This window comes from Halolamina sp. (assembly GCF_036626355.1).
GTDB lineage: Archaea > Halobacteriota > Halobacteria > Halobacteriales > Haloferacaceae > Halolamina.
Window position 1 is genome coordinate 1 of the sequence record NZ_JAZKRY010000009.1, and the last position, 20,193, is coordinate 20,193.

Below are 20,193 nucleotides of genomic sequence, written 5' to 3' on the forward strand. Positions count from 1 at the left end.
CATCCGTGTCGGTGATGGGAGCCCCTGACCCGGCGGCGTTCGACACCGTCGATGACACTATTCGCAGTAATCACTATCAGCAGCTGCGCCGCCGCTCGTCGAGAAGTGAGAGAGAACGAACCCCGAACAGCACGCCAGTGAGCGAGCTACTCGAGGTAGATCGCCGGCCGGAACGGGATCGCGTTGCCTGCGCGGTCGGCCGGATCCACCACGTCTTCGTCGTCCTCAGTGTACACCTCGACGTCCGCGTCGAACTCGCGGGCGAGGAACGGCGCAGCGTTCTCGTAGGCCGCTTTCTCGTCCATCTCCAGCAGTCGTGAGAGCTCCTCCTCGTCGTAGTTCCGGGCGAACTCGACGGCGTCCTGGGCGAGATCGTTCACCCGATTGCCCTTCTCGCGGAGCTCCGGATCGCTCATCACTTCGCTCATCACCGCGCCCACGTCGGCGCCGGCCTCCTCGACAGCCTCGAACACCGAACGCTTCCAGTCCGCGGCGACGTACACCCGGACCGTCTCCGGGTCGGTGTCGGTCACGTCGGCCACCTCGTGGATGTCCCCGACGAGCGTCTCGACGCGAGCCTGCTCGAGTTCGAGGCCGGGTGCTCGCAGCTCCTCGTCGACCTCGGGCCACGGCGCCTCCTCGGCCGAGGTGCCGCTCAGTTGCTCGTGCAGTTCGTTCGCGAGGAACGGGATAAACGGCGCCAGCAGGCGCAGCCGCGTCTCCAGCACGTGCCGGAGCGTCCAGCGCGCGCCCGGGCGCTCGAGGTCCGCACGGCGGCGGTACCATTTGAGATGCTCCTCGAAGCCGTAGAAGGCGGTCTGGGTCGCCGTCCGGGTCTCAGAGCGCTCCATCGCGTCGGTGGTCTCGGCGATGGCGTTCTGGAGCTTCGAGAGCAGCCAGCGGTCGACGCTATTGAGCGCCTCCCTATCGGCTGGCTCGCCGTCGACGTCGGCTCCCTTTGCCGGTGGCCCTTCCTCGATCAGCTCCTGTCCGCGGTTGTGGAACCGCCGTAGCTGGTCGTTGACGCTCTCGACGGCCGCCTCGCGCCAGTCGTAGTCCTGCCAGGGCTCGGAGGCGTTCAGCAGGAAGAACCGGACCGTATCGGCACCGTACTCCGAGATGGCCTCGCCCGGCAGCACGACGTGGCCTTTCGAGGAGGACATCTTCTGGCCCTCCAGCAGCCCCATTCCCATCACGACGATGCCGCCCGGCCACTTCGCCTCGGGGAACAGCTCGGCGTGGTGGTAGAGGTAGAACGTCAGGTGGTTGGAGATGAGGTCGTTGCCCGAGAACCGGTAGTCCACGGGGTACCAGTAGTCCCACTCCTCGCCCAGTTCCAGGGCCGTCTCGTCGGGATCGTCCACGGCGCTCTCCCCGTAGAACATCGTGTCGAAGAACTCCCTGTCCAGGTCCTCGACGGGGACGTCCTGGATGTGGGGCGCGACGGTGTAGTAGGACATGTAGATGGTGGAGTCAGAGAGCGGCTCGATGACGAACTCGTCGTCCCAGGGCAGCCGCGTGCCCAGCCCGTAGTTGCGGATACACGGCCACTCGTTGAGCCAGTCCACCGTGTGGGTGTACTCGCCACGGGTGTTCTCGGGGATGGCGTCGAGGTTCGCGATCGCGCGCTTGGTCTTCTCCATCCACGCCTCGTCGTTGTACCGCAGGAACCACGTCTCCTGGTAGGCGACCTCCACATCGCCACCGCAGCGGCAGATAACCTCCTCGCTGAACTCCTGCATCGTGTCGAAGGCGTCGCCCGTGTGGTGCTCGCGGTAGCTGTCGCGCACGTCCTCGACCACCTCGCCGGCGAACTCGCCGTACTCGTCGTTCAGCACGCCGGCGTGGAATTCGGCGTTGTAGAGATCGTTGGTCGCCTCCTCCAGCGCCGGGTCGTCGGTCGAGGTGATACCGTGCTCCTCGACGGCGGACTTCGCCGGAATCTCGCCGTAGCCCTCGATGGAGAGGATCGGAATCGGCTCGATCGCGCGGACCGCGCCCGGGTCGATGCCGTACTCGGTTAGCTCGTCGGCGCGCTCGTTCAGTTCCTGCAGCGCGACGTAGTCGTCGGGGGAGTGCGCCGGAACTGACATCACGACGCCGGTGGCGTTGTCGGCGTCGACGAAGCCGGCAGGGAGTACGAGAACCTCCTCATCGGTAACGGGGTTCTCGACGGTCGAGCCGACCAGATCGGCGCCGTCGAACTCCGTCTCGACGTCGACGTCGCGGTCCTGCAGGTCGAACTTCTCGGCGGCATCCGCGGAGATGACCCAGGTTTCGCCGTCGACGGTGGCTCGGACGTACGTCGCCTCGGGATCGACGTAGGCGTTGGTGACGCCCCGAACCGTCTCTGGGCGGAGCGTCGCCATCGGGAAGACGGCGCCCTGCTCGTCCGACGCGCCTGCTCGGTCCGCGTCGCCTTCGCCCGGACTCTGGCCACGGAACCGGATCAGTGTGTACTCCTGGAACTCGGCTTCCTCACCCTCCAGCAGGTCGTGGGTGGTGACGGGCTGTTCCTCGTTGGTACAGTAGTTGACGGGGTGGAGCCCTTTCTCCAGTAGCCCGCGCTCGCGGAGCGTCTCGTACTGCCAGGTGATGAACTTCGAGTAGCGCTCGTCGTTGGTCGTGAACTCCCGGCGCCAGTCGATGGAGAGCCCGAGGGACTGCATCCCCTTCTTGTAGTGCTCCTCGATAAAATACTCCGCAAACCCCATCGGCGTCTCCATCTCCTCGAGGCGCTTCTCGGGAACGTTGTACGTGTCCCGCAGCACCGAGAGCTGCTCCTCCTCGCCTTTCTGGAGGCGTTCGACGGCGCCGACGATGGGGGTCCCGGTGACGTGCCACGCCATCGGGAACAGGACGTTGTCCCCCCGCTGGCGGCGGTACCGCGCGTACGCGTCGGGCACCGTGTAGGTGCGCGCGTGCCCGATATGCATCCCGCCGCTCGGGTAGGGATACGGGACCGTGACGAACGTCGTCTCCTCGTCGCCGGCATCGGGCTGGTCGGCGGGGTCGGCCTCGTACCGACCCTCCTCCGCCCAGCGCTGCCGCCAGCGCTCCTCCAGTTCCTGGGGCTCGTACTCCATACCAGTTCCTGCCGGTCCGGCGATAAAAATACCCTTCAGTTCGACTCCGCTGCACCACAGCGCGCTCGGCGACGCGCCACGCACGACCGAATCAGTCAGCAACTGACACGAACCGCCGTGTTGTCGCCTCACACACCGGGAATCCGACCGAAGAGCCTTTCAGGCAGAGCGACATCTCGACGAACACGTATGGCGAGTGCATCAGGGACGATCGACACGGTCGAAATCCTCAGACAGCGATTCCCCGAGTTGGCGTTCGGTCTCGGCCTCGCCTGCCTCCTCGGGATGGTTCCTGTGACGCTCGGCGCACTCGCGGGCTATCTCACTCTCGCCGCCGCAGTGCCCGTCCTGGGGGTCGTGATGACCATCGCCGTCCTCTCACTCGTCGCCGCCTAACAGCGGGCCGACTCGTTGCTCAACGAGCAGTAGTAGCGTCACCAGCGCCAGCGTCGTGAGTCCGTGCAGCGGGAGCGCTCCCGCCCGGCCGGCGAGCAGCCACCCGAGGAGCGCGTTGCCCAGGACGGGCAGCACCACGACCCCCACAACGGTCTCTCGTCGACGCGCGTGTGCGCCGGCCGTCTTCGGCCAGATTCCTCGGCGGACGGCGATATCACCGCCGACGGCGCCGACGATTGGCGCGACGACGACGGAGACGAGAAACAGCGCCATCGGCGTATCGCCGAGCCGGTTACCCAGCCAGAGCCAGCGAACCACTGCCCCGACGCCGTTGACGACGCGCCAGAGGACCGCACCACCGAGCAACGTGGCGACGAGACGCTGGTTGAGCGGGGCGGACACGCCCCCGGCTTGGGCGAAAGGTGAGAAAACGCTACCGGTGGATGCGAGGAGTCCAACAGGGGAGCTGCGCTGCAGAACGGGGGGACGAAGCGGGAGTCGCCGGAGGGGAATGTCGTGAATCGCCGATGAGAGCGGTCAGCGCTTCCTCAGCAGTCGTCAGCGGGGTCAGTTGATATCGATTCGGTGACCGCTGTCGCCGGGCAGCTTGGGCAGGGTCACCGTCAGCACGCCGTTCGTGTAGCTGGCCGAGCCTCTCTCCGGATCGACGGAGACGGGGAGCGAGACCGAGCGCATCGAGTGCTCGGTCATCGAGTCACTCCACGAGCCGTCGTCGAGTCCTGCAACGCGGTTCATTCGCTCGAAGAGCCGGTCGATGTCGTCGAACCTGGTTGTACGCAGTATGTTTTCCTCGACAGGGAGGACGCTCGCTGAGGAGATAAAGACGTACTGAGCAGTGCGAGCGTACGTCACGTCGGCAAACCCGAGATGGTCATCCCACCAGTCGGCGAAAACGGAACCGGTACACCAGCGAGCGGCAACCGCTCGATCATCGACGCCCGCGAGCGCGGCGGCGGAGTTAGCTAACCTCGATATCGACACCGCCCCGCTCCGCCTCGACTTTCGGCAGTTCGACGGTGAGCACGCCGTTCTCGTAGCTCGCGCTCGCCTCGGTCTCCTCGACTTCGGTGGGGAGGGTGATGGTCCGACTGACCGCACGGGTGGTGCGCTCGCGCCGGTAGTAGTCGGCCTCCGCTTCCGCTTCGGTCTCCGCACTGGACTCGGCCGAGATAGTGAGCCGACGGTCCTGTACCGACACGTCGATATCGTCTGGGTCGAACCCGGGTACGTCGGCGGTGACGACGATTTGCTCGTCTGTCTCGGCCACGTCGACGTTGATGTCGCTGCCAGCGAGCTCGGACTCGACGGTCTCGTTGATCTCCGAGAAGCCGGAGTTCAGCTGGTCGAACAGTTCCTCGATCTCCTCGAAGGGGTTTCGACGACCGGACATATATGTGTGGAAGTACTGACTCGTGTTAAGCATTACCGCCGGGTAGCGAATCTCCTGTCGGTTTGGCCGGTAGTATGTTGGCGGGGTCAGTCCACCACGTGCTCGGTATCGTAGGAGCCGAGCCGGCGGACCCAGCCGTTCTCACAGACCGCCTCGATCTCCTCGAGGGCTTCCTGGGTTCGGGCCTCGTAGAGCCCGGCCTCGATGTCGAAGTGGAAGCAGTAGTCGCCGAGGCGGCGACCGCTTGGGCGAGACTCGACGCGCGAGAGGTTGATGTCGCGGTCGGCGAACGCCGAGAGCAGTTCGAGCAGCAGGCCGGGGTAGTTCGCCCCGGGGTAGACGACGAGGCTGGTCTTCCCACCCGCGAGCGATCGCTCGGACTCGGGCGCGAGCACCAGGAACCGGGTTGCGTTGGAGTCCCGGTCCTGGATGCTCTCGGCGATGCGCTCCAGCCCGTCGCCGGCATCGACGTCTGCACTTGCCGGCGAGCCTGCGTTGGCGGGATGGCCGATAGCCGCGATGGACTCGTCCTCGCGGGCGCGCTCGACGCCGCGGGCCGTCGACGCCACCGCCTCGCGGGTCACATCGGGGTAGTGCTCGTTCAGGTACTCGCGGCACTGTGCGAGTGCCTGCGGGTGGCTGGCAACCGTCGAGAAGGTCGGGCCCTGTGCCAGCAGTGCGTGCCGGATGGGTGAGACGACCTCCCGGACGACGCTGACCTTGCGGTCGGCCAGCGCGTCGAGGCTCTCGTCGACCGAGCCCTCGATGCTGTTCTCGACCGGGACGACGCCGCGCTCGAACTCGCCGCTGGCGACGGCGGCGACGATCTCCGTAACGGATTCACGGAAGCTCACTCCCTCCGAATCCCCCGGGCCCTCGTTGCCGTGGAGTTCGAGCACCGCTCGCGCGGCGCGGTGAGAGTAGGTGCCCGCTGGGCCGAGCGTCACTACGTGCATGAATAGGCGTTGGCGAGGGGGAGCGAAAAACGCGTCGGCGACTGTTCTGCGGAGGGTGGACCGCGTCGGCGAGGCGAGTTCACCGGAACTCGTTGGGGAGCCGGTCACAGTCGCTCGTCGACGGGTCGACTCCGGCACTAGCGCAGGAGGTCGGTGACGTCCATAATGAACCCCTCGAACGTCGTCACACCTCCGGTCGGCGGGCTCACCTGTCCGTGTTCCCAGACCCGCCTGGTGTCGCCGTCGTCGGTGACGATTCGGTACGTGAGGTCGAACGACCCGTCGGTATCCACCGCGTTCTTGAAGGCGTCCCACACGTCCGACCTATCCTCCGAATAGGTGACGTCCGCCCCGAACGAGACGTCACCGGCCCACAGCGCCGTCGCCGAATAGCCCGTGAGTTCCCTCACGTCTCCGCTGATATCCTCCATCGGTCGCCCGAGCTCGTTACGGCACCGGTACACGACCCACGGTCGGGTGTCGACGAGGCGAGAGTAGCCGTCGTCGTCGTGGTGACCCCTCCCCTCCGGGGCGGTCTCGATCGCGTCGGAGGGGCGCCGCCGGTCGACATCGGTCCGTCGTCTCTCGACGGCGTTCGTGATTCGATTCGCCAGAATCACGTACTGTACTACCCCACCTCCCTCCTGGAGAGCATCCGTCACCTCCTCCGAGCGCAACGTACTGGCGACCGCTTCCCCTCCACGTCCTGTGTACCGGACGAACGGAACCGCCGGGTACTCCGCACGCACCGCACTGAAGAACTCCAGCCAGTCTTGACCCGACATGTCGTAGTCGCTGACCACGCACTCGATTTCCCACTGCTGGAGGACAGCCAGCCCCTCGTCCGGGGTCGTGGCTGTGTAGACCTCCAGCCGGTCGTCCTCTCGTTCGAGGAACTGCGCAACGAGCGCGCCGAGCTCCGGGTCGTCGTCCACGTGGAGAACGTTTATCCGCTCGTCCTGGGTTGGTGCCATCGGTACTGCAGGACACAGCCGACCTCCTATTGAACTGGCACGTCCCCGAAGCCGAGTTACTGCCGTTTTAGCCAACTTGCCCCGGATTCACACTGAATATCGGAGCGTTAATCGGTGAGATGAGCGGATAGCCGCCGGCAACCGGTAATCGGGCCCATCGCGCGACGCGTGCACAAGTGAGTCTGGAGGCGAGTTATCCGCAGAAGGTTCTGGAGACAAACTCCCCTCCGCAGACGAAACCCTGCGCTCCAGCGACCGTCACTTCGCCGTCGCACGTGTCGCCGTCGCCTTGAACGACGCCACAACCTGCCGACCGGTCGCAAGCGAGAGGCGCTCGCGGCTCTCCTCGGTAACCAGTGCGGCCAGCGGCGCATCGGCACCCACGTCGACGGTCACGCGGGAGATGGCCTCGCCCCGGTCGATAGCCGTGACCTCGCCGTCGAACCGGTTTCGGGCGCTCGTCGCGCTCTCGTCGGGCATCTCGGCCGGGTCGTGCAGCGTCACCGTGTCCGCACGCAGACTCACCTGCACCGCCTCAGCCCCCGGTGGAACGAGCGCACGCACTCGACCCGCAGCGGTCGAGACGGTGCCGAGTTCGCCGTTCCGCTCCTCAACGGTGCCGTCGAGCACCGCCTCAGCGGTTTCCGCGACGGAGCTGTAGCCCGCCCGGAGCCGGTCGAACCGGGCCAGCAGCTCGTGAGCCCGGGCAGTGAGCGTGCTGCCGCCGCCGCTCTCGCCGCCGCGACGGCGCTCGACCAGGTCGCCGAACGCCGCCTCGAGATCGGTCAGGCGCCCGTGTGCGCGGGAGTAGGAGCGGCCGAGCGTCTCGGCGGCCGCGTTGAGCGAGCCCGCGTCGTCGACAGCCCGGAGCAGCGCAGCGTCGCGCCCGTCGAACGCCACGTCGTCCGCCCGGAGCTGTGCGTCGAACTCCGCATCCATACCCGAGACTGTGGGGCGAAGGGCAAAACAGTTGCCGCACGGAGGCGCGCCCGAGGCGGTCGGCACGAGTTGCGTGCCCGACGCGGTCGGCACGGATGCGCCGCCGGTGCAGTGCCGTGAGCGCAATAGTTATATCGAGGTGGGAACAACGCCGTTGTGTCCATGGCGAAACAACGGTCGCGTCGCGCGTTCCTCCGCGCCCTCGGGGCGGCGACGCCGATCGGGCTCGCCGGCTGTACTGCCGGCGGGAGCAGCGGGAGCGACACGCCCGGGGACGCTGACGTAGAAATTTTCCATGCCGGGAGCCTCGCACCGCCGTTTTCGATGGCCGAGCCCACGTTCGAGGAGGAGACAGGCATCGACGTGACCCGCGAGCCGAAGGGCTCGGTCGCGTCGACCAAGAAGATCACCGAACAGGGCCGGACGGCAGACGTGCTCGGCACCTCTGACTTCCGGCTCATCCGGGACCGGATCGTCCCCGACTACGGCGACTGGTACGCTGTCTTCACCACGAACGCGATGTCCATCCAGCATCGCGAAGACTCGCCGTGCGCCGACGAAATCAGCGCGGAGAACTGGTGGGAGATCCTCTCCCGCGACGGCATCAGCATCGGCCACTCCGACCCCGCGGTCGATCCCGGCGGCTACCGCGCGGTGATGGCTCAGCAGCTCGGCGCCATCGAGTTCGACGGCGCGCGGCTCTACGACGACGCCACCTATCAGAACCTCCGGGCGAACTCCACGGTGCCGACCGGCACCGAGACGAACCTCGAGGGCCAGCTACGGTCGGGCGAACTCGACTACGTCATCTACTACCAGTCCATCTCGGCCTCCTCGGACCTACCCTCAGTCGACTTGCAGCCGGAGGTCGACCTCTCGAAAGCCACGAATGCCTACGCCAAACACTACGCGAAGGCGACAGTCGAGACGGAGTCGGGCACCTTCACTGGCGCCCCGATCGCGTACGGCATGACCGTCCCCTCGGTCGCCGAATCCCCGGCGCTGGGCGCACGCTGGATCGAGTATTTCGCCACCGAGCCGGGCCGAGCGGTCCTCGAGCAGAAGGGGCTCCAGCCGGTGTCGCCCATCGTCGTCCCGAAATCCGACGAGAGCGCGGTTCCGGACAGAGTGATGGAACACGCCGAAGCCAGGGAGACGCTGGGCCCGCTGGAGCTTTAAGCGGATGTCGCTCAGCGGCCGGAGCTACAGTCGACTCGCCCTCGTCCTGGCGGTCATCACGGTTCAATTCGTGGCGTTCGTCGCCGCCGACGCCGTCGGGCGGCCGACGCTGTACGCCGTCTTCATGGTCATCTCGGCCGCGGCGTTGGGCTACGGCGCCCGCTCGGGACTCGCCGGCGCTGCCGCCGCAGCACTCGGGAGCCTGCTACTGGTCGCGTTGACGTTCCCGCTGTTGCTGTTCACCGCGAACCAGAACCCGGCCCTGGTGCTCGAGAAGCTCGCCGACCCGGCGGTCCACCGGATGCTCTATCTCTCGATATACGCGCCGCTGCTGGCTGCGGTGTTCGCTCTCCTGACCGGCGTCCCGCTGGCCTTCCTGCTGTCCCGTGGGTTCCCCGGCGCCGCGCTGGTCCAGAGCCTCGTCGACCTCCCGCTGGTGGTGCCCCACTCCGTCGCGGGCATCGTGATTCTGTTCGGCTTCGGCCCGCGCGGCGCGTTCCCGCAGCTCTCGGTGCTCGGGACGTTGACCGGCGCGGTGCTCGCGATGGCGTTCGTTTCGGCGCCGTTCGCCGTCAACAGCGCCCGCGAAGCGTTCGAGTCCCTCGACCGGCGCGTCGAGTACGCCGCGCGAAGTCACGGCGCCGGCCCGCTGAGCACGTTCACCCGCGTCTCGCTCCCGCTCGCGGGGCGGGGCATCCTCACCGGCGGCATCCTCGCGTGGGCCCGCGCCGTCTCGGAGTTCGGCGCCGTCGCCATCGTCGCCTACACCATCGAGTTCTTCTACCCAGTCACGGGTGAGACCGTGCGCTCGGCTCACGCCCCGGTGTACATCTTCAGAACCTACCTCACGGGCTCGCTGGAAGAGAGCGGCGCCGTCGCGTTCATCCTGCTGGGGGTGAGTGTCGCCATCTTCCTGGCCATCCGCGGCATCGCCCAGGACGGAGGGCGGGTAGTATGAACGGCGATGCCGCGGGCGGCATCGCCCAGGACGGAGGGCGGGTAGTATGAACGGCGATGCCGCGGGCGAGACCCGCCTCGGAGGTGCACGGTGACCCTCGACGCCACCGTCCACGCGACGTTCACCGCCGAGGGCGCCGAGCCGTTCACCGTCGATGTCGCCGTCGAGGTCGAGCCAGGCGAGACGCTGGCCATCCTCGGCCCGAGCGGGAGCGGCAAGACGCTCTGTCTGGAGACCGTCGCCGGCTTCCACCAGAACGACGGGCACGTCAGCCTCGGCGGTCGCGATCTAACCGACCTCCCACCGGAGAAACGCGGCTTCGGCTTCGTTTTCCAGGATTACGCGCTGTTTCCCCACATGACCGTCCGGGAGAACGTCGCCTTCGGCGAGCGCTACCACGACGAACTCCGGGACCCCGACGACCTACTCGCCGCACTTGGCGTCGCCGACCTCGCCGACCGAACTCCGCCAACGCTCTCTGGCGGCGAGCGCCAGCGCGTCGCACTCGCGCGCTCGTTGGCCATCCGGCCCGAGGCGCTCCTGCTCGACGAACCGCTCTCGGCGCTCGACGTGCCGACCCGCCAGTCGCTCCGGGAGGACCTCGCGACGGCAACCGAGGACGTGACTGCGGTGTACGTCACACACAACCGCACGACTGCGCGGGCGCTCGCCGACCGACTCGCCGTGATGCGCGACGGCGAGGTGATTCAGACCGGTGCCACCGAGACGGTGTTCGAGTCGCCCGCGACGGCGTACGTCGCCGAGTTCGTCGGCGCGAACGTGCTGCCGGGGGAGCGGTTCGGGCGTGATGAGCCGGTCTCAGTTCGACCTGAGCACATCACCCTGAACGGGAACGGCGCCGACGCCACCGTCGAACGTGTCTCCCGTGAGGACGCCTCCTTCCGCGTCGTCCTCGACTGGGGGGGCGAGCGTGTCGAAGTGTTCACCAGCGACCCGCCTGCCGTCGGTGACCGTGTTGGGGTGACGGTCCCTCCGGACCGGATCACCGAACTGGCGTAGCCTGCGTTCGCCACGGAACACAGCCTTATGCCGCTCTCGCTTCCAGCGTATCACAATGGACGACCGTTACAGCTTGGAGTACCGACCGGCCACCATCCGCCACGGGTCGGGCGTCGTCGCAGCCCTCGAGGACGAACTCGACCGCCGCGGGCGCTCGCGAGCGCTCGTCGTCACCGGCTCGACCGTCGGCAGCACGCCCGCCGTCGTCGATCCGGTGACGGCGGGAATCGGCGGCCATCTCACCGGGGTGTTCGACGAGGTCGGGGCGGGCAAGCGGCTCGGGACCGCCTGCGTCGCCGCCGAGCAGGTTCAGGCGTGGAACGTCGACGCGCTGGTCTCGCTCGGCGGCGGCAGCAGCCTCGACGCTGCGAAAATCGTGAGCGTACTCGCCGCCCACGACGACGCACGCGCCGCCGCCGAGCGGATGGCCGAGCAGAAGCGGATCACCGTCCCGAACGGCCCGCTGACCGACATCTTCGCGGTGCCGACGACGCTGCCCGGTGCTGACCTCTCACAGGGGGCCGGCGTCACGCTCAGCATGGACACCGGCGACGTGCCCGCCAGCGAGCGACCGAGCGGCGGCGTCTCCGACCCCCGGCTGATGCCCGAAGCGGTGTTCCACGACCCGGCACTGCTCGCCGAGACGCCCACAGACGTCCTCAGCCGCTCGGCGATGAACGGCTTCGACAAGGGTGTCGAGATGCTGTACGCCCGGGAGCACACGCCCATCACCGACGGGACGGCGATTCGCGGGCTCCGGCTACTCCAGGGAAGCCTCCCGGAACTGCCCGACGCGCCAAGCGAGTCGGCGCTCTCTGCTGCGTTGAGGGGCATCGCCGCGACCCAGTACGGCGTTTCGACACCGCGGACCTACCGGGCGTCGATCATCCACTCGTTCGGCCACGCGCTCTCGCAGAACTACCCAATTCAGCAGGGAGTGGCCCACGCCATCGCCGCACCACACGTCCTCACGTACCTGTTCGAGCGCGTGGACGGGCGGCGGGACCTCCTCGCAGAAGCGTTCGACGTGGACGCCGAGGGGCCGGAAGCGGCCGCCGAGGCCGTCGTCGACGCCGTCGCCGACGTTAGAGACGGGCTCGAGCTTCCTGCACAGCTCCGGACTGTGGAGGACGCCGAAAAAACTGATTTCCCCCAACTCGCACAGGCAGTCATCGATGACTCGTTCATGGCAGCCGCGCCCGCTGGGCTGGATGCGGACCAAGCAGGCATCGAGTCGGTGTTCGCGGCGATGTGGTAACCGACGCTACTCGAGTTGCCGCCGGAGTTCGTAGAGTGAGTCGACGTACTCGACCATCTCGTGTTGGTTGTTGCTGACGATACCGAGGTCGAGCCCGGCGCCGTGGAACGCGTCGAAGTCGTCGTAGAGCGCTTTCTCCTCCCGCTCGATAGCGGTGCGCTGGTTCGCGGCGACGAGTTCCTCACGTTTCCGCCAGACGGCCTCCAGCTCAGCTTCGGCTCGCGCTGCCAGGCTGTGGCCCTGTTCCGAGCGAACCTGTCGGGACGACCGGATGGTTCGGTGCTCTGTATCGCTGTGGTCCTGGAGCCCGAACGCGTCCAGCGCGGCGGTGGCGGCGTCGTCGAACACCCAACTGGGCGTCCGTTCGATCAGCACGCCGTCCATATCGAACACGGCGGTGTCGTAAGTCATGTGTCTGCTCATACTGCCGGACAGAAGTCAGTACAGACTCGCTCACCAGTCTCTGGCTCTCACACGAGCTGACGGCCGATTCACGGCGAGCGATGGTTGTATCATTCTGTCCGGCAGTATCAGTTGGCTGGGGACATATCTCTTGTCCGTTGGCTGCCTGGTTCGTGGGTCGGCCGATTCTATATCGCCGAAAGCGGTTTATTGGCTACGACGCAGTATCGGACAGCGCCTCGCCAGTGTAGCGTCGATGGCTGTTTTCGGCCGTTTCACACAGTGACCGGTTGACTCCCTCGACGACTGAGCGAGGCATCTCGAGAGAAGTCCAACCGAACGACTTCGGGTGGGTACCGAGACGGAGTACTCACCAGGATTTATGTCGTGGCACAGTGATTACCGGTCGATGTCGGGGACCCGAGACTGGCCGACACTCGTTGCCGGGAGTGTGCTGGCCATCGCCGGCGCGAGCATCGCCGGCTTCTACTCGTTCCGCGGCGCGGTGCCTGTCGTGTTTGTCGGCTTCTGTCTCTTCACCGCGGGCTACTTGCTCGCCCGTGACGGGTGGGCGGTCGTCGGGAAGCTGCCCGTGACTGACTCCGTTCGTGCGGGACTCGTGCCGACGCATTCCGGGCACTGGCTCGTCAGAGCCTCTCTCGGGCTCGTCGGCATCTTCGTCATCTCGACCGGTGTCACGCAGTTCTCACTGACAGTTATGGACCCATCGCTGCCCAGCGCCGTAGAGGCAGGGGTGTACAGTATCGGCGGCTATGCGTGGACGCACGTCCTCATCCACCAGAGCCTCTTCTGATGACAGTCCGTGAGCTTCCCGCCGGAAAGACGGCCGGGTTCGTGGTCGGGCTCGGAACGACCTCGGTTGCCCTCTCCTCGGGGTTCATCTGGGCGTCTCGAGGACGGCCGGTGCTCACCGTTCTCGCCGCAACGGCTGCCTGGTGTGGCTATCTGGGCGCTCACTACGCGGTTACCGGGCGCTTCCTCGACTCGGATACCCGGTCGACCGACAGCATCGGTGGGCGTAAAGCGCTGGAGCTGGAGTCATCCTGGCAGTACGTCGCCGTCGTCGCGGGTGTCGCCATCCTCATCGCCGGGATGGTGATCGGAACGGTGTACATCAACCGGGGGAACCACCTGGCGACCAACATCGGCGGCATCCTGTTTCTCGGCGGTTACGTCATCGCGCACTACGGCGCGACTCGGGAGCTGCTCTAACCAGCGTCACCCGTCCCGCTGGTCGTCCTCCTCCCCCGGTAGTTCGTCATCGAGAATCAGATGCGTGAACACGCCACCGACGAGTGCGGCGCCGACGATACCGCCGAATACCGTCGACGACACCGGACTGAGCACGCCATCGGTGAGGATAGCGACCGCGATGCCCGAGACAGTGCCGAAGACGATCCAGACGTGGAGGTCGTGAAGCGCCTGCCGGTGTGTCGGGAGCAGCGTCTGGACGGCGTCGTCAACCCGTGCCGACATCGTGCCCATGATCACCGCGAGCAGAGCGATAACGGCGGTTCGAGGCGAGAATGGCACCGTAATCAGATTCCAGTTGGTGATGATGACCAGCGCCAAACTCACGTCGACGGCGGCGATGATCGTCCGGTTGAGCCAGCGGCGGGGAACCGAACTGTACGAATCAGTGTCCGGAAGTACCCCGCCGATGTAGCCCGAGAGGCCGGCCAAAAGCATCGCAGCCGCAGTCCACGCCAAGGAGTAGGTCAGCAGGAGGACAGGCGGCCCCGCGACAGTCGCGGCGACTGCTGCCCACGTGACCGCGGATTCACGGTGTTGCTCGAACTCGGGCATTGAACCTGCATATGTCTACTCGTCAGCCTATTTGTCTGTTGTGTCCGCAAGGGCGTCGTTCCACTTCTCCGATAGCGACGGGAGTGGCCACGCTACTCAGGACCTCGAGACCCTGCGGCGCCAGGCAGCGCGTGTTCCGGACTCCAGTTCGATATCGGACGAGGGGAAGGTCAGCTCGCTTCCACGGCTCGACCGGCTCGCCGTGAACGATCGGATTCCGGCGGAGAGCAAGAACCTCTACGCCAACGCCTACACGGCGCTCCGGGAGCTTGGGGTGCTGATCGACTACGACTACCATGAAAACAGCGTCTTCGCCGACGCCGGGGGAACCGACTACCCGGTGAAGATTGAGATGGAGTCATCCTCCAGTATCCGCGGGAGCTCGACGTTCGAGTTCTCCTCGAGTCCATACGACTTCTACGGGCTAATGGGGCTGGACGAGAGCGAGGGTCAGAGCACCAAGCGGGCGATGAACCGGGTCGCCGCGAACACCGCCCTCTTCTTCTCGGAGGAGAGTGGCCTCGAGGACTTCGGGGACGACCTGGTCTCGGGAGACGAGTCCCCGATTCTCTACTCCCTGGATAGCTCGGGCGTCCAGGTGCCAGTGGAGAGTCTGAAAGACTACACGGCGCTCCTGGACGAGCTCCGCGGGGTGAGCCGCCGACTCCGGGACGCTCGCAGGGAGGTCAACCGGAAACGAGCGAACCGGGATCTGTTGCGGAAGGTCGTCGATTACGACGTCGAGGAGGGGTTCGATCCGGGCACTGAACTCGGCATCGAACTCCTCGATACGACGGATATCGGCGTCGGCGGCGCCGACGGCGCGAGCGACGGGGTCCAGCTGAACAAGATGGGTCGGCACGTGAGCGAGCTCGACGAACACGCCGAGGACCGGGCCGACCGGTTCGAGAAGATGCAGTTCAGCAATCAGCTCGTCGACGACCGGGAGGAGTCGCTTCTCAACACGGTTCCCGCCGTCACCGACGATATCGAGTTCGACACCGAGCCGGTCGCCACGTTCTTCTACTACAAGAAGCTGGCAGCGGCCTACGAGACGTTAGAGTCCGACCACTCGTTCCCGGAGACGCTGGAGAACGTCTGGAGTAACACCAAAGACGAGATCGAAGAGTCCTCGCTCTCGGTCGACGTGGTACAGCTGAGTCAGGCCTCGCCGCTCGAGCGGTGGGACGAAGCGCTCGACGAGTTCCACGACAAGAAGATCGACGCCATCGAGGCGGCCATCGAGGACACCGGCTGGCTTCGCGGGCGTGACAAGCGCCAGGAGCTCGACGAAAAAAAGGAGCAGTGGCGGGCCCAGTACGAGGAACTTCGGACGGGTGCCCGCGAGTACGAGCGGATCCTCACCGGGCGGGACACCGCCGAATCCCGAGCACGTGATGTGCGGGTGAAAGCCCGGAACTTCTCCCAGGAGTTCGATCAGAAGCTCCAGGACGACCTCGAACCCAAGGAGGCCGACATCCGGAACACCTACAACTCCCTGGAGAAACGACGGGAAACCCTGGAGTCCCGGCTGGAGGACTTCACGGAGCAACGGTTCACCGACATCCCGTTCACCAGCTTCCAGGACGTCTCACCGGGCGTCATCGAGACGGCGGAGTCCATCGGCGAACTCGTCTCCGGCGGAGTCATCGAGAAGGAGGACGTCGTCAGCGCGACCCGTCACGGTATCGGCCGGCTCTCGGAAGGGCTCGAAGACGTCCAGACCACGCGGGTCGAACCAGAGGTTCGAGATTTCCTCGGGCTGTTGTCAAGCGATGCCAACAGCGAGATTGTCGACGGCACCTACGACGGCGACGTCCACGGTAACGGCGTGAAACAGGCGTTCAACAACTTCAACGACAGCGACATCGTCACGCTGGACGACGATTTCTCGCTCCGCATGGTCGCGCTGTACGCACAGATTTCGCTCGAGAACACCAGCGAGTTCGGCACCATCCACGAGAAATACCGAAGCCCCCAGAACGTAAGCAGCGAATTCGGCGTCGACATCAACGACGACGAATTCATCACCGGCAAGTTCGCCTACCCCGAGTTCTTCCCCGAGGACGACGATATTCAGGGGTTCTTTGGGTCGGGTTCAGAAGTAGCCATCGAGCCACAAGAGGAGTAGCGCTCCGACGGGGCGGCCCGTTTCGCGAACAGTCCCGGACCGCAAGAGTGGTCGGTGAAGACAGCGAATAGTTTGGCCTCGTCCGAGCGGCAGTGAGGCAGTTCACGATGGGCCGTTCACCAGCCCGGTGTATAGCGACTCCAGCTCCGCCATGGTCGTCTCGAGCCCGAGCTGGTCACGCATCGCGAGTGCGCCCGCCGAAAGCGTCCCGCGGTTCGCGAGGGCACGGTCCAGCTGGTCGGCGAAGGCCTGTATGTCACTCGGCGGGAACAGATAGCCGGACTCCCCGTCCCTGATAGTCTCGGGAATCGCCCCCGCCTCCGCGCCCACGACGGGAGTCCCACAGGCGATTGCCTCCATCGCCACCAGTCCCTCGGTCTCGATAGGGCTGGGGAACGCGAACACATCGAGGCTCGAGTAGAACGCCGGGAGCCGCTCGCGCGGCAGGAAGCCGATGAACTCGGCCTCGATATCGAGGCGGTCAGCAAGCGACTCGAGCGTCTCCCGGGCCGGGCCGTCGCCACCCAGGACGACCGTCGGAGCGCTCTCCATCCGGCCTGCCGCCCGGAGAATCAGCTCCAGGCGTTTCTCGTGGCCGTGACGCCCCGTGTAGCCGATGACCGGTCGCTCTTGTGCGGCCCACTCGAACTGCGGGTCGGGCACGCGGGTGAAAAATGAGAGATCGACCCCGTTCGAAATAACCGAAATCGGCGTGTTGGTTCCGATGACCTCCTGCAGATAGGCCCGTGTGTCGTCGGAGGGGACGACGATGTGGTCCACCAACCCGAGCGCGATCCGTTCCTGCAGCCGGATGAGTGATCTGGCGGGCGCTGCGAGGCGCGTTTCGCCCACCAGATACTCGCTGTACTCGTTGAGCGGCGTGTGGTAGGAGGCAACGACCGGGAGCGAGTTCGTTTTTCCAAGGAGGTCTCCTGCAACCCCGAGCACGGCGAGGCTGTGGACGTGAACGACGTCGGCGTCTCGAACAGCACTCGGGATCCACGGCGCGCTCATCCGGAACCCCTCGTAGAAGGGGAACGGGAGGCTTGGGACGGGGTGCTCGTAGGAAGCGGGGTGGTACTCGTCGCTCCCCGGATAGACGACGTCCATCCGCCCGTACTCGCGGTTCCAGGTCTCTGCCCAGGTGTTGATCGTGTAGGTAACCCCATTGACGGTCGGGAGATACGTATCCGTGAAGACGGCGACCTGGACCTGCATCATGGAACGGCAGTCAGGGGAAGGGCAAAAAGCAATCGAACGCCGACGTCGGCTCAGACCGGAAAGCTCGAGAGCGTCAAGAACAGTGGGATCGCATTCGCCGTAACGAGGGTTGTCAGCTGGCGGTTGTCGACGGGCCAGACCGGTGCGTCTCCCAGATCCCGCCAGAACTCGGCATCCCCGTAATCGCCCAGTGGTTTGTCCGGGCCGTCGGCGTCCGTCCGCCGGGCGCGCTGTCGTTCGAGAATCATCTCTTCGCGCTGCTGGACCATCTTCACGTGGAGCTGCCAGAACGTGAAGTAGAGCCAGCCGGCGGCGACGACGCCGTAGACGAGCATGGGGAACAGGTAGTTGAATCCCCAGACGAGCGCCGGCGTGCTCAGCGGGTCGGCGGCGATGGACGGCGTCAACGAGCGCGACCCCTGTACGAATATCCGGTAGCCGTAGAACAGCCCCGCGATGATGATCAGCCCGTTGATGCGCATCGCGGCTCGGCCGAGGTCACGGAACCCGCCCCGGCCGTCGGAGTGAAACGGCCGGTACTGGAGCCGGACGACCCCGTTATCGGAGCGGTATCCACGCCCGAGAAGCGGCCGGAACTCGCTCAACACCAGGACGAACTGGTAGACACCGATCATGAGGAGGATATCGAGTATGACGTTCACCACGAGCAGCGTCGGTGACCCCATGCCGTGTGGGCCGTCTGCGACCCACCAGAACACCGCGAACTGGGCGATAAAGAGAACACTGAACGCCGTCGACACGTGCATCGGGCTTCCGAACAGCCGCTGGTCGAGTTTCTCGCTGAGGCCCCGTTTGAACTCCTGATAGCCGGCCTTGTTTTCGAGAATGGCCGTCCGACCCAGGTTCGCGAGCATGTTCTCGGTTCGGATCAGCGTGTCGTAGACGACCATTCCGGCAACGAGCATCGCCAGGAACAGTCCGGAGGCGAACAGAACGTTGTCCTCGAGCGCCGTCGGATCCGACGCGAGAAAGACGCGGATAACGGTAATCGCCGTTCCGATGCCAAAGAGACCGACCAACCCGTACACCAGCAACGGTTTCCAGAGTTCGTTCCGCTCGACGACGTGGCCGTAGTCGATGAGGAACACGACACCACTCCAGAGCACGACCAGCAGCAGCCCGAAGACGAACTGGCCGCTGGTGTGGTTGCCGGCGAACGCACTCAGCCCGTTGATGGCGCTGCTCGTCTCGGCGAACACGACCGTCCCGATCGCGAGCACGAGGATGAGGAGCGGCCATCGTCGCCCCAGCGTCCGAACCCAGGCTCCCGGATGGAGCTTAACCTCCGTCTTCTCCGCCTCCGAAGCGTACCATTCACCCCGGCCCAGTCCCGAACAGTACTCGTGAAACGGCAGGGTATGGATACCGAACTCGGCAGTCGCGTCGGGGTCACACTCGCCCCGAACGAAGATCTCCAGCCCCTGGTCGGATTCGTAGCGCGGGCCGTCGTCCGTCTCCGAGCCCGGAGCAGTGTCATCAGACAAATGCAAGTTACAGAGGGATTTTAGTCCCCCACAATAGAACTATCGGTGAACGTGACACGTACCGCAGGGCTGAACGACATCTCGGTGAGCCGACATCGAACGAGATTAACGCGACCCGATAGATGAACCGAACTGAATGGCTCTGGGTGCTCGGCGGCGGCTGTGTCGTCTCCTTCGGCGGCACGCTCACAGCCGTCTCCGCGTTCCGCGGGAATTTCCTCGGGGCGTATCTCGGCTTCCTGCTGTTCGGCGGTGGGTACCGGCTCTCCCAGTGGGGCGTCCACGAGGCTGGAGAGCGCAGTAACGGGCGGTTCCTCGCCCGCGCGTGGAACGCGATCGACCGCCGCTGGCTCCGGAAATACGGGCTGTTCGCAATCGGCGTCGGCGTCGCGACGTACGGTGGCGTCGTCGGCGCTCAGTCGGTCGACTCGCTCTCGCCTCCCGGGCTGGTTGTCGCGGGAGTCGGGATGATCGGCGGCTACGTCATCGGCCATATCGGGATCAACGACGCCTATGTCTGAGCCAGAGCCGCCGCTCTCAGGAGCACCCCGGTATCTCGCAATCGCGGGAGGGACCGTCGCAATCTCCGTATTGATGGGGCTCTCCGTCCTTCGGGCCTCCAACGGCGCGTCCGTGGCTGCCGTGTTCCCGACCGGTGGGGCGACCTGGGGAAGCTATCTTCTCACCCATTATCTGGCGACCGGCCGCATCGTCGACGAAGGGAGCGACAGTCGGGAGTTCGCAGTGCCCGCAGCGGGGCTGGACCGGCTCGGGTTCCTCGCCGGCACGGTGATGATGGTGACCGCGGTCCCCATTGGCATCTACGGAATGCACGCCGATTCGGTGCTGTTCACCGCAGGCGCGACGCTGGTGTTCTTGCTGGGCTACTACACCACCCACTACGCGGGCTCGCGGACGATTCTCTAAGGC

General features: G+C 65.8%; 21 protein-coding genes. 10 read left to right on the forward strand and 11 right to left on the reverse strand.

Annotated elements, in window-relative coordinates:
* Positions 1 to 146: 146 nt before the first annotated feature.
* A complete protein-coding gene (leuS, locus tag V5A38_RS02440) occupies positions 147 to 3,086 on the reverse strand; it encodes a leucine--tRNA ligase (RefSeq protein WP_332324156.1) in 2,940 nt (979 codons plus the stop codon).
* A 189-nt stretch (positions 3,087 to 3,275) separates the two neighbouring features.
* Here leuS and V5A38_RS02445 point away from each other — a divergent pair, with 189 nt between their 5' ends.
* Positions 3,276 to 3,482 carry a hypothetical protein gene (locus V5A38_RS02445; protein WP_332324157.1) on the forward strand — a complete coding sequence of 69 codons (207 nt, stop codon included), beginning with the start codon at positions 3,276 to 3,278 and terminating at the stop codon, positions 3,480 to 3,482.
* On the opposite strand, the gene V5A38_RS02450 is transcribed toward V5A38_RS02445, so the two are convergent.
* From V5A38_RS02450 to V5A38_RS02475, 6 genes are all read right to left on the reverse strand, one after another.
* Entirely contained in the window at positions 3,465 to 3,884 is a 420-nt protein-coding gene (locus tag V5A38_RS02450; protein WP_332324158.1) for a hypothetical protein, read from the reverse strand. The two genes, V5A38_RS02445 and V5A38_RS02450, sit on opposite strands and share 18 nt — an antisense overlap.
* Positions 3,885 to 4,049: 165 nt before the next feature.
* Positions 4,050 to 4,238 carry an Hsp20 family protein gene (locus V5A38_RS02455; RefSeq protein WP_332324159.1) on the reverse strand — a complete coding sequence of 63 codons (189 nt, stop codon included), beginning with the start codon at positions 4,236 to 4,238 and terminating at the stop codon, positions 4,050 to 4,052.
* A 223-nt stretch (positions 4,239 to 4,461) separates the two neighbouring features.
* The gene (locus V5A38_RS02460; RefSeq protein WP_332324160.1) at positions 4,462 to 4,893 is read right to left on the reverse strand and encodes an Hsp20/alpha crystallin family protein; all 432 of its coding nucleotides are present in this window, start codon (positions 4,891 to 4,893) and stop codon (positions 4,462 to 4,464) included.
* Between the two features lie 86 nt (positions 4,894 to 4,979).
* A complete protein-coding gene (gene pheA, locus V5A38_RS02465; RefSeq protein WP_332324161.1) occupies positions 4,980 to 5,849 on the reverse strand; it encodes a prephenate dehydratase in 870 nt (289 codons plus the stop codon).
* A gap of 137 nt (positions 5,850 to 5,986) precedes the next feature.
* Positions 5,987 to 6,823 (reverse strand): PAS domain-containing protein, encoded by an 837-nt coding sequence (locus V5A38_RS02470; RefSeq protein WP_332324162.1) that lies wholly within the window; start codon positions 6,821 to 6,823, stop codon positions 5,987 to 5,989.
* Between the two features lie 258 nt (positions 6,824 to 7,081).
* On the reverse strand, positions 7,082 to 7,762 hold the full coding sequence (locus V5A38_RS02475; RefSeq protein ID WP_332324163.1) for a TOBE domain-containing protein: 681 nt from the start codon (positions 7,760 to 7,762) through the stop codon (positions 7,082 to 7,084).
* 162 nt (positions 7,763 to 7,924) lie between these two features.
* On the opposite strand from V5A38_RS02475, the gene V5A38_RS02480 reads away from it, so the two are divergent.
* From V5A38_RS02480 to V5A38_RS02495, 4 genes are all read left to right on the forward strand, one after another.
* Positions 7,925 to 8,941, forward strand: a complete 1,017-nt coding sequence (locus V5A38_RS02480; RefSeq protein ID WP_332324164.1) for a substrate-binding domain-containing protein — start codon at positions 7,925 to 7,927, stop codon at positions 8,939 to 8,941.
* Between the two features lie 4 nt (positions 8,942 to 8,945).
* On the forward strand, positions 8,946 to 9,899 hold the full coding sequence (locus V5A38_RS02485) for an ABC transporter permease (RefSeq protein WP_332324165.1): 954 nt from the start codon (positions 8,946 to 8,948) through the stop codon (positions 9,897 to 9,899).
* Positions 9,900 to 9,989: 90 nt separating this feature from the next.
* Positions 9,990 to 10,919: an ABC transporter ATP-binding protein gene (locus tag V5A38_RS02490; protein ID WP_332324166.1), complete on the forward strand. Its 930-nt coding sequence runs from the start codon at positions 9,990 to 9,992 to the stop codon at positions 10,917 to 10,919.
* A 55-nt stretch (positions 10,920 to 10,974) separates the two neighbouring features.
* Positions 10,975 to 12,177 carry an iron-containing alcohol dehydrogenase family protein gene (locus V5A38_RS02495; RefSeq protein ID WP_332324167.1) on the forward strand — a complete coding sequence of 401 codons (1,203 nt, stop codon included), beginning with the start codon at positions 10,975 to 10,977 and terminating at the stop codon, positions 12,175 to 12,177.
* A gap of 6 nt (positions 12,178 to 12,183) precedes the next feature.
* Here the strand turns inward: V5A38_RS02495 and V5A38_RS02500 are convergent, their stop codons facing one another.
* Positions 12,184 to 12,588 carry a hypothetical protein gene (locus V5A38_RS02500; protein ID WP_332324168.1) on the reverse strand — a complete coding sequence of 135 codons (405 nt, stop codon included), beginning with the start codon at positions 12,586 to 12,588 and terminating at the stop codon, positions 12,184 to 12,186.
* 400 nt (positions 12,589 to 12,988) lie between these two features.
* Between V5A38_RS02500 and V5A38_RS02505 the strand changes: the two genes are divergently transcribed.
* Together V5A38_RS02505 and V5A38_RS02510 are read left to right on the forward strand one after the other, a co-directional pair.
* Positions 12,989 to 13,393: a hypothetical protein gene (locus V5A38_RS02505; RefSeq protein ID WP_332324169.1), complete on the forward strand. Its 405-nt coding sequence runs from the start codon at positions 12,989 to 12,991 to the stop codon at positions 13,391 to 13,393.
* On the forward strand, positions 13,393 to 13,812 hold the full coding sequence (locus V5A38_RS02510) for a hypothetical protein (protein ID WP_332324170.1): 420 nt from the start codon (positions 13,393 to 13,395) through the stop codon (positions 13,810 to 13,812). The genes V5A38_RS02505 and V5A38_RS02510 overlap by 1 nt, the downstream gene beginning before the upstream one ends.
* Positions 13,813 to 13,818: 6 nt before the next feature.
* Here V5A38_RS02510 and V5A38_RS02515 read toward each other — a convergent pair whose 3' ends face one another.
* The gene (locus tag V5A38_RS02515) at positions 13,819 to 14,406 is read right to left on the reverse strand and encodes a hypothetical protein (protein WP_332324171.1); all 588 of its coding nucleotides are present in this window, start codon (positions 14,404 to 14,406) and stop codon (positions 13,819 to 13,821) included.
* Positions 14,407 to 14,446: 40 nt separating this feature from the next.
* On the opposite strand from V5A38_RS02515, the gene V5A38_RS02520 reads away from it, so the two are divergent.
* Positions 14,447 to 16,537, forward strand: coding sequence for a hypothetical protein (locus V5A38_RS02520; RefSeq protein WP_332324172.1), 2,091 nt, complete (start codon positions 14,447 to 14,449; stop codon positions 16,535 to 16,537).
* A 102-nt stretch (positions 16,538 to 16,639) separates the two neighbouring features.
* Here the strand turns inward: V5A38_RS02520 and V5A38_RS02525 are convergent, their stop codons facing one another.
* Positions 16,640 to 17,755, reverse strand: coding sequence for a glycosyltransferase (locus V5A38_RS02525; RefSeq protein ID WP_332324173.1), 1,116 nt, complete (start codon positions 17,753 to 17,755; stop codon positions 16,640 to 16,642).
* Between the two features lie 53 nt (positions 17,756 to 17,808).
* A complete protein-coding gene (locus V5A38_RS02530; protein ID WP_332324174.1) occupies positions 17,809 to 19,269 on the reverse strand; it encodes a hypothetical protein in 1,461 nt (486 codons plus the stop codon).
* A gap of 116 nt (positions 19,270 to 19,385) precedes the next feature.
* Here V5A38_RS02530 and V5A38_RS02535 point away from each other — a divergent pair, with 116 nt between their 5' ends.
* Together V5A38_RS02535 and V5A38_RS02540 are read left to right on the forward strand one after the other, a co-directional pair.
* Positions 19,386 to 19,784 (forward strand): hypothetical protein, encoded by a 399-nt coding sequence (locus V5A38_RS02535; protein WP_332324175.1) that lies wholly within the window; start codon positions 19,386 to 19,388, stop codon positions 19,782 to 19,784.
* The gene (locus V5A38_RS02540) at positions 19,777 to 20,190 is read left to right on the forward strand and encodes a hypothetical protein (protein WP_332324176.1); all 414 of its coding nucleotides are present in this window, start codon (positions 19,777 to 19,779) and stop codon (positions 20,188 to 20,190) included. The genes V5A38_RS02535 and V5A38_RS02540 overlap by 8 nt, the downstream gene beginning before the upstream one ends.
* The last annotated feature ends 3 nt before the right edge of the window (positions 20,191 to 20,193 follow it).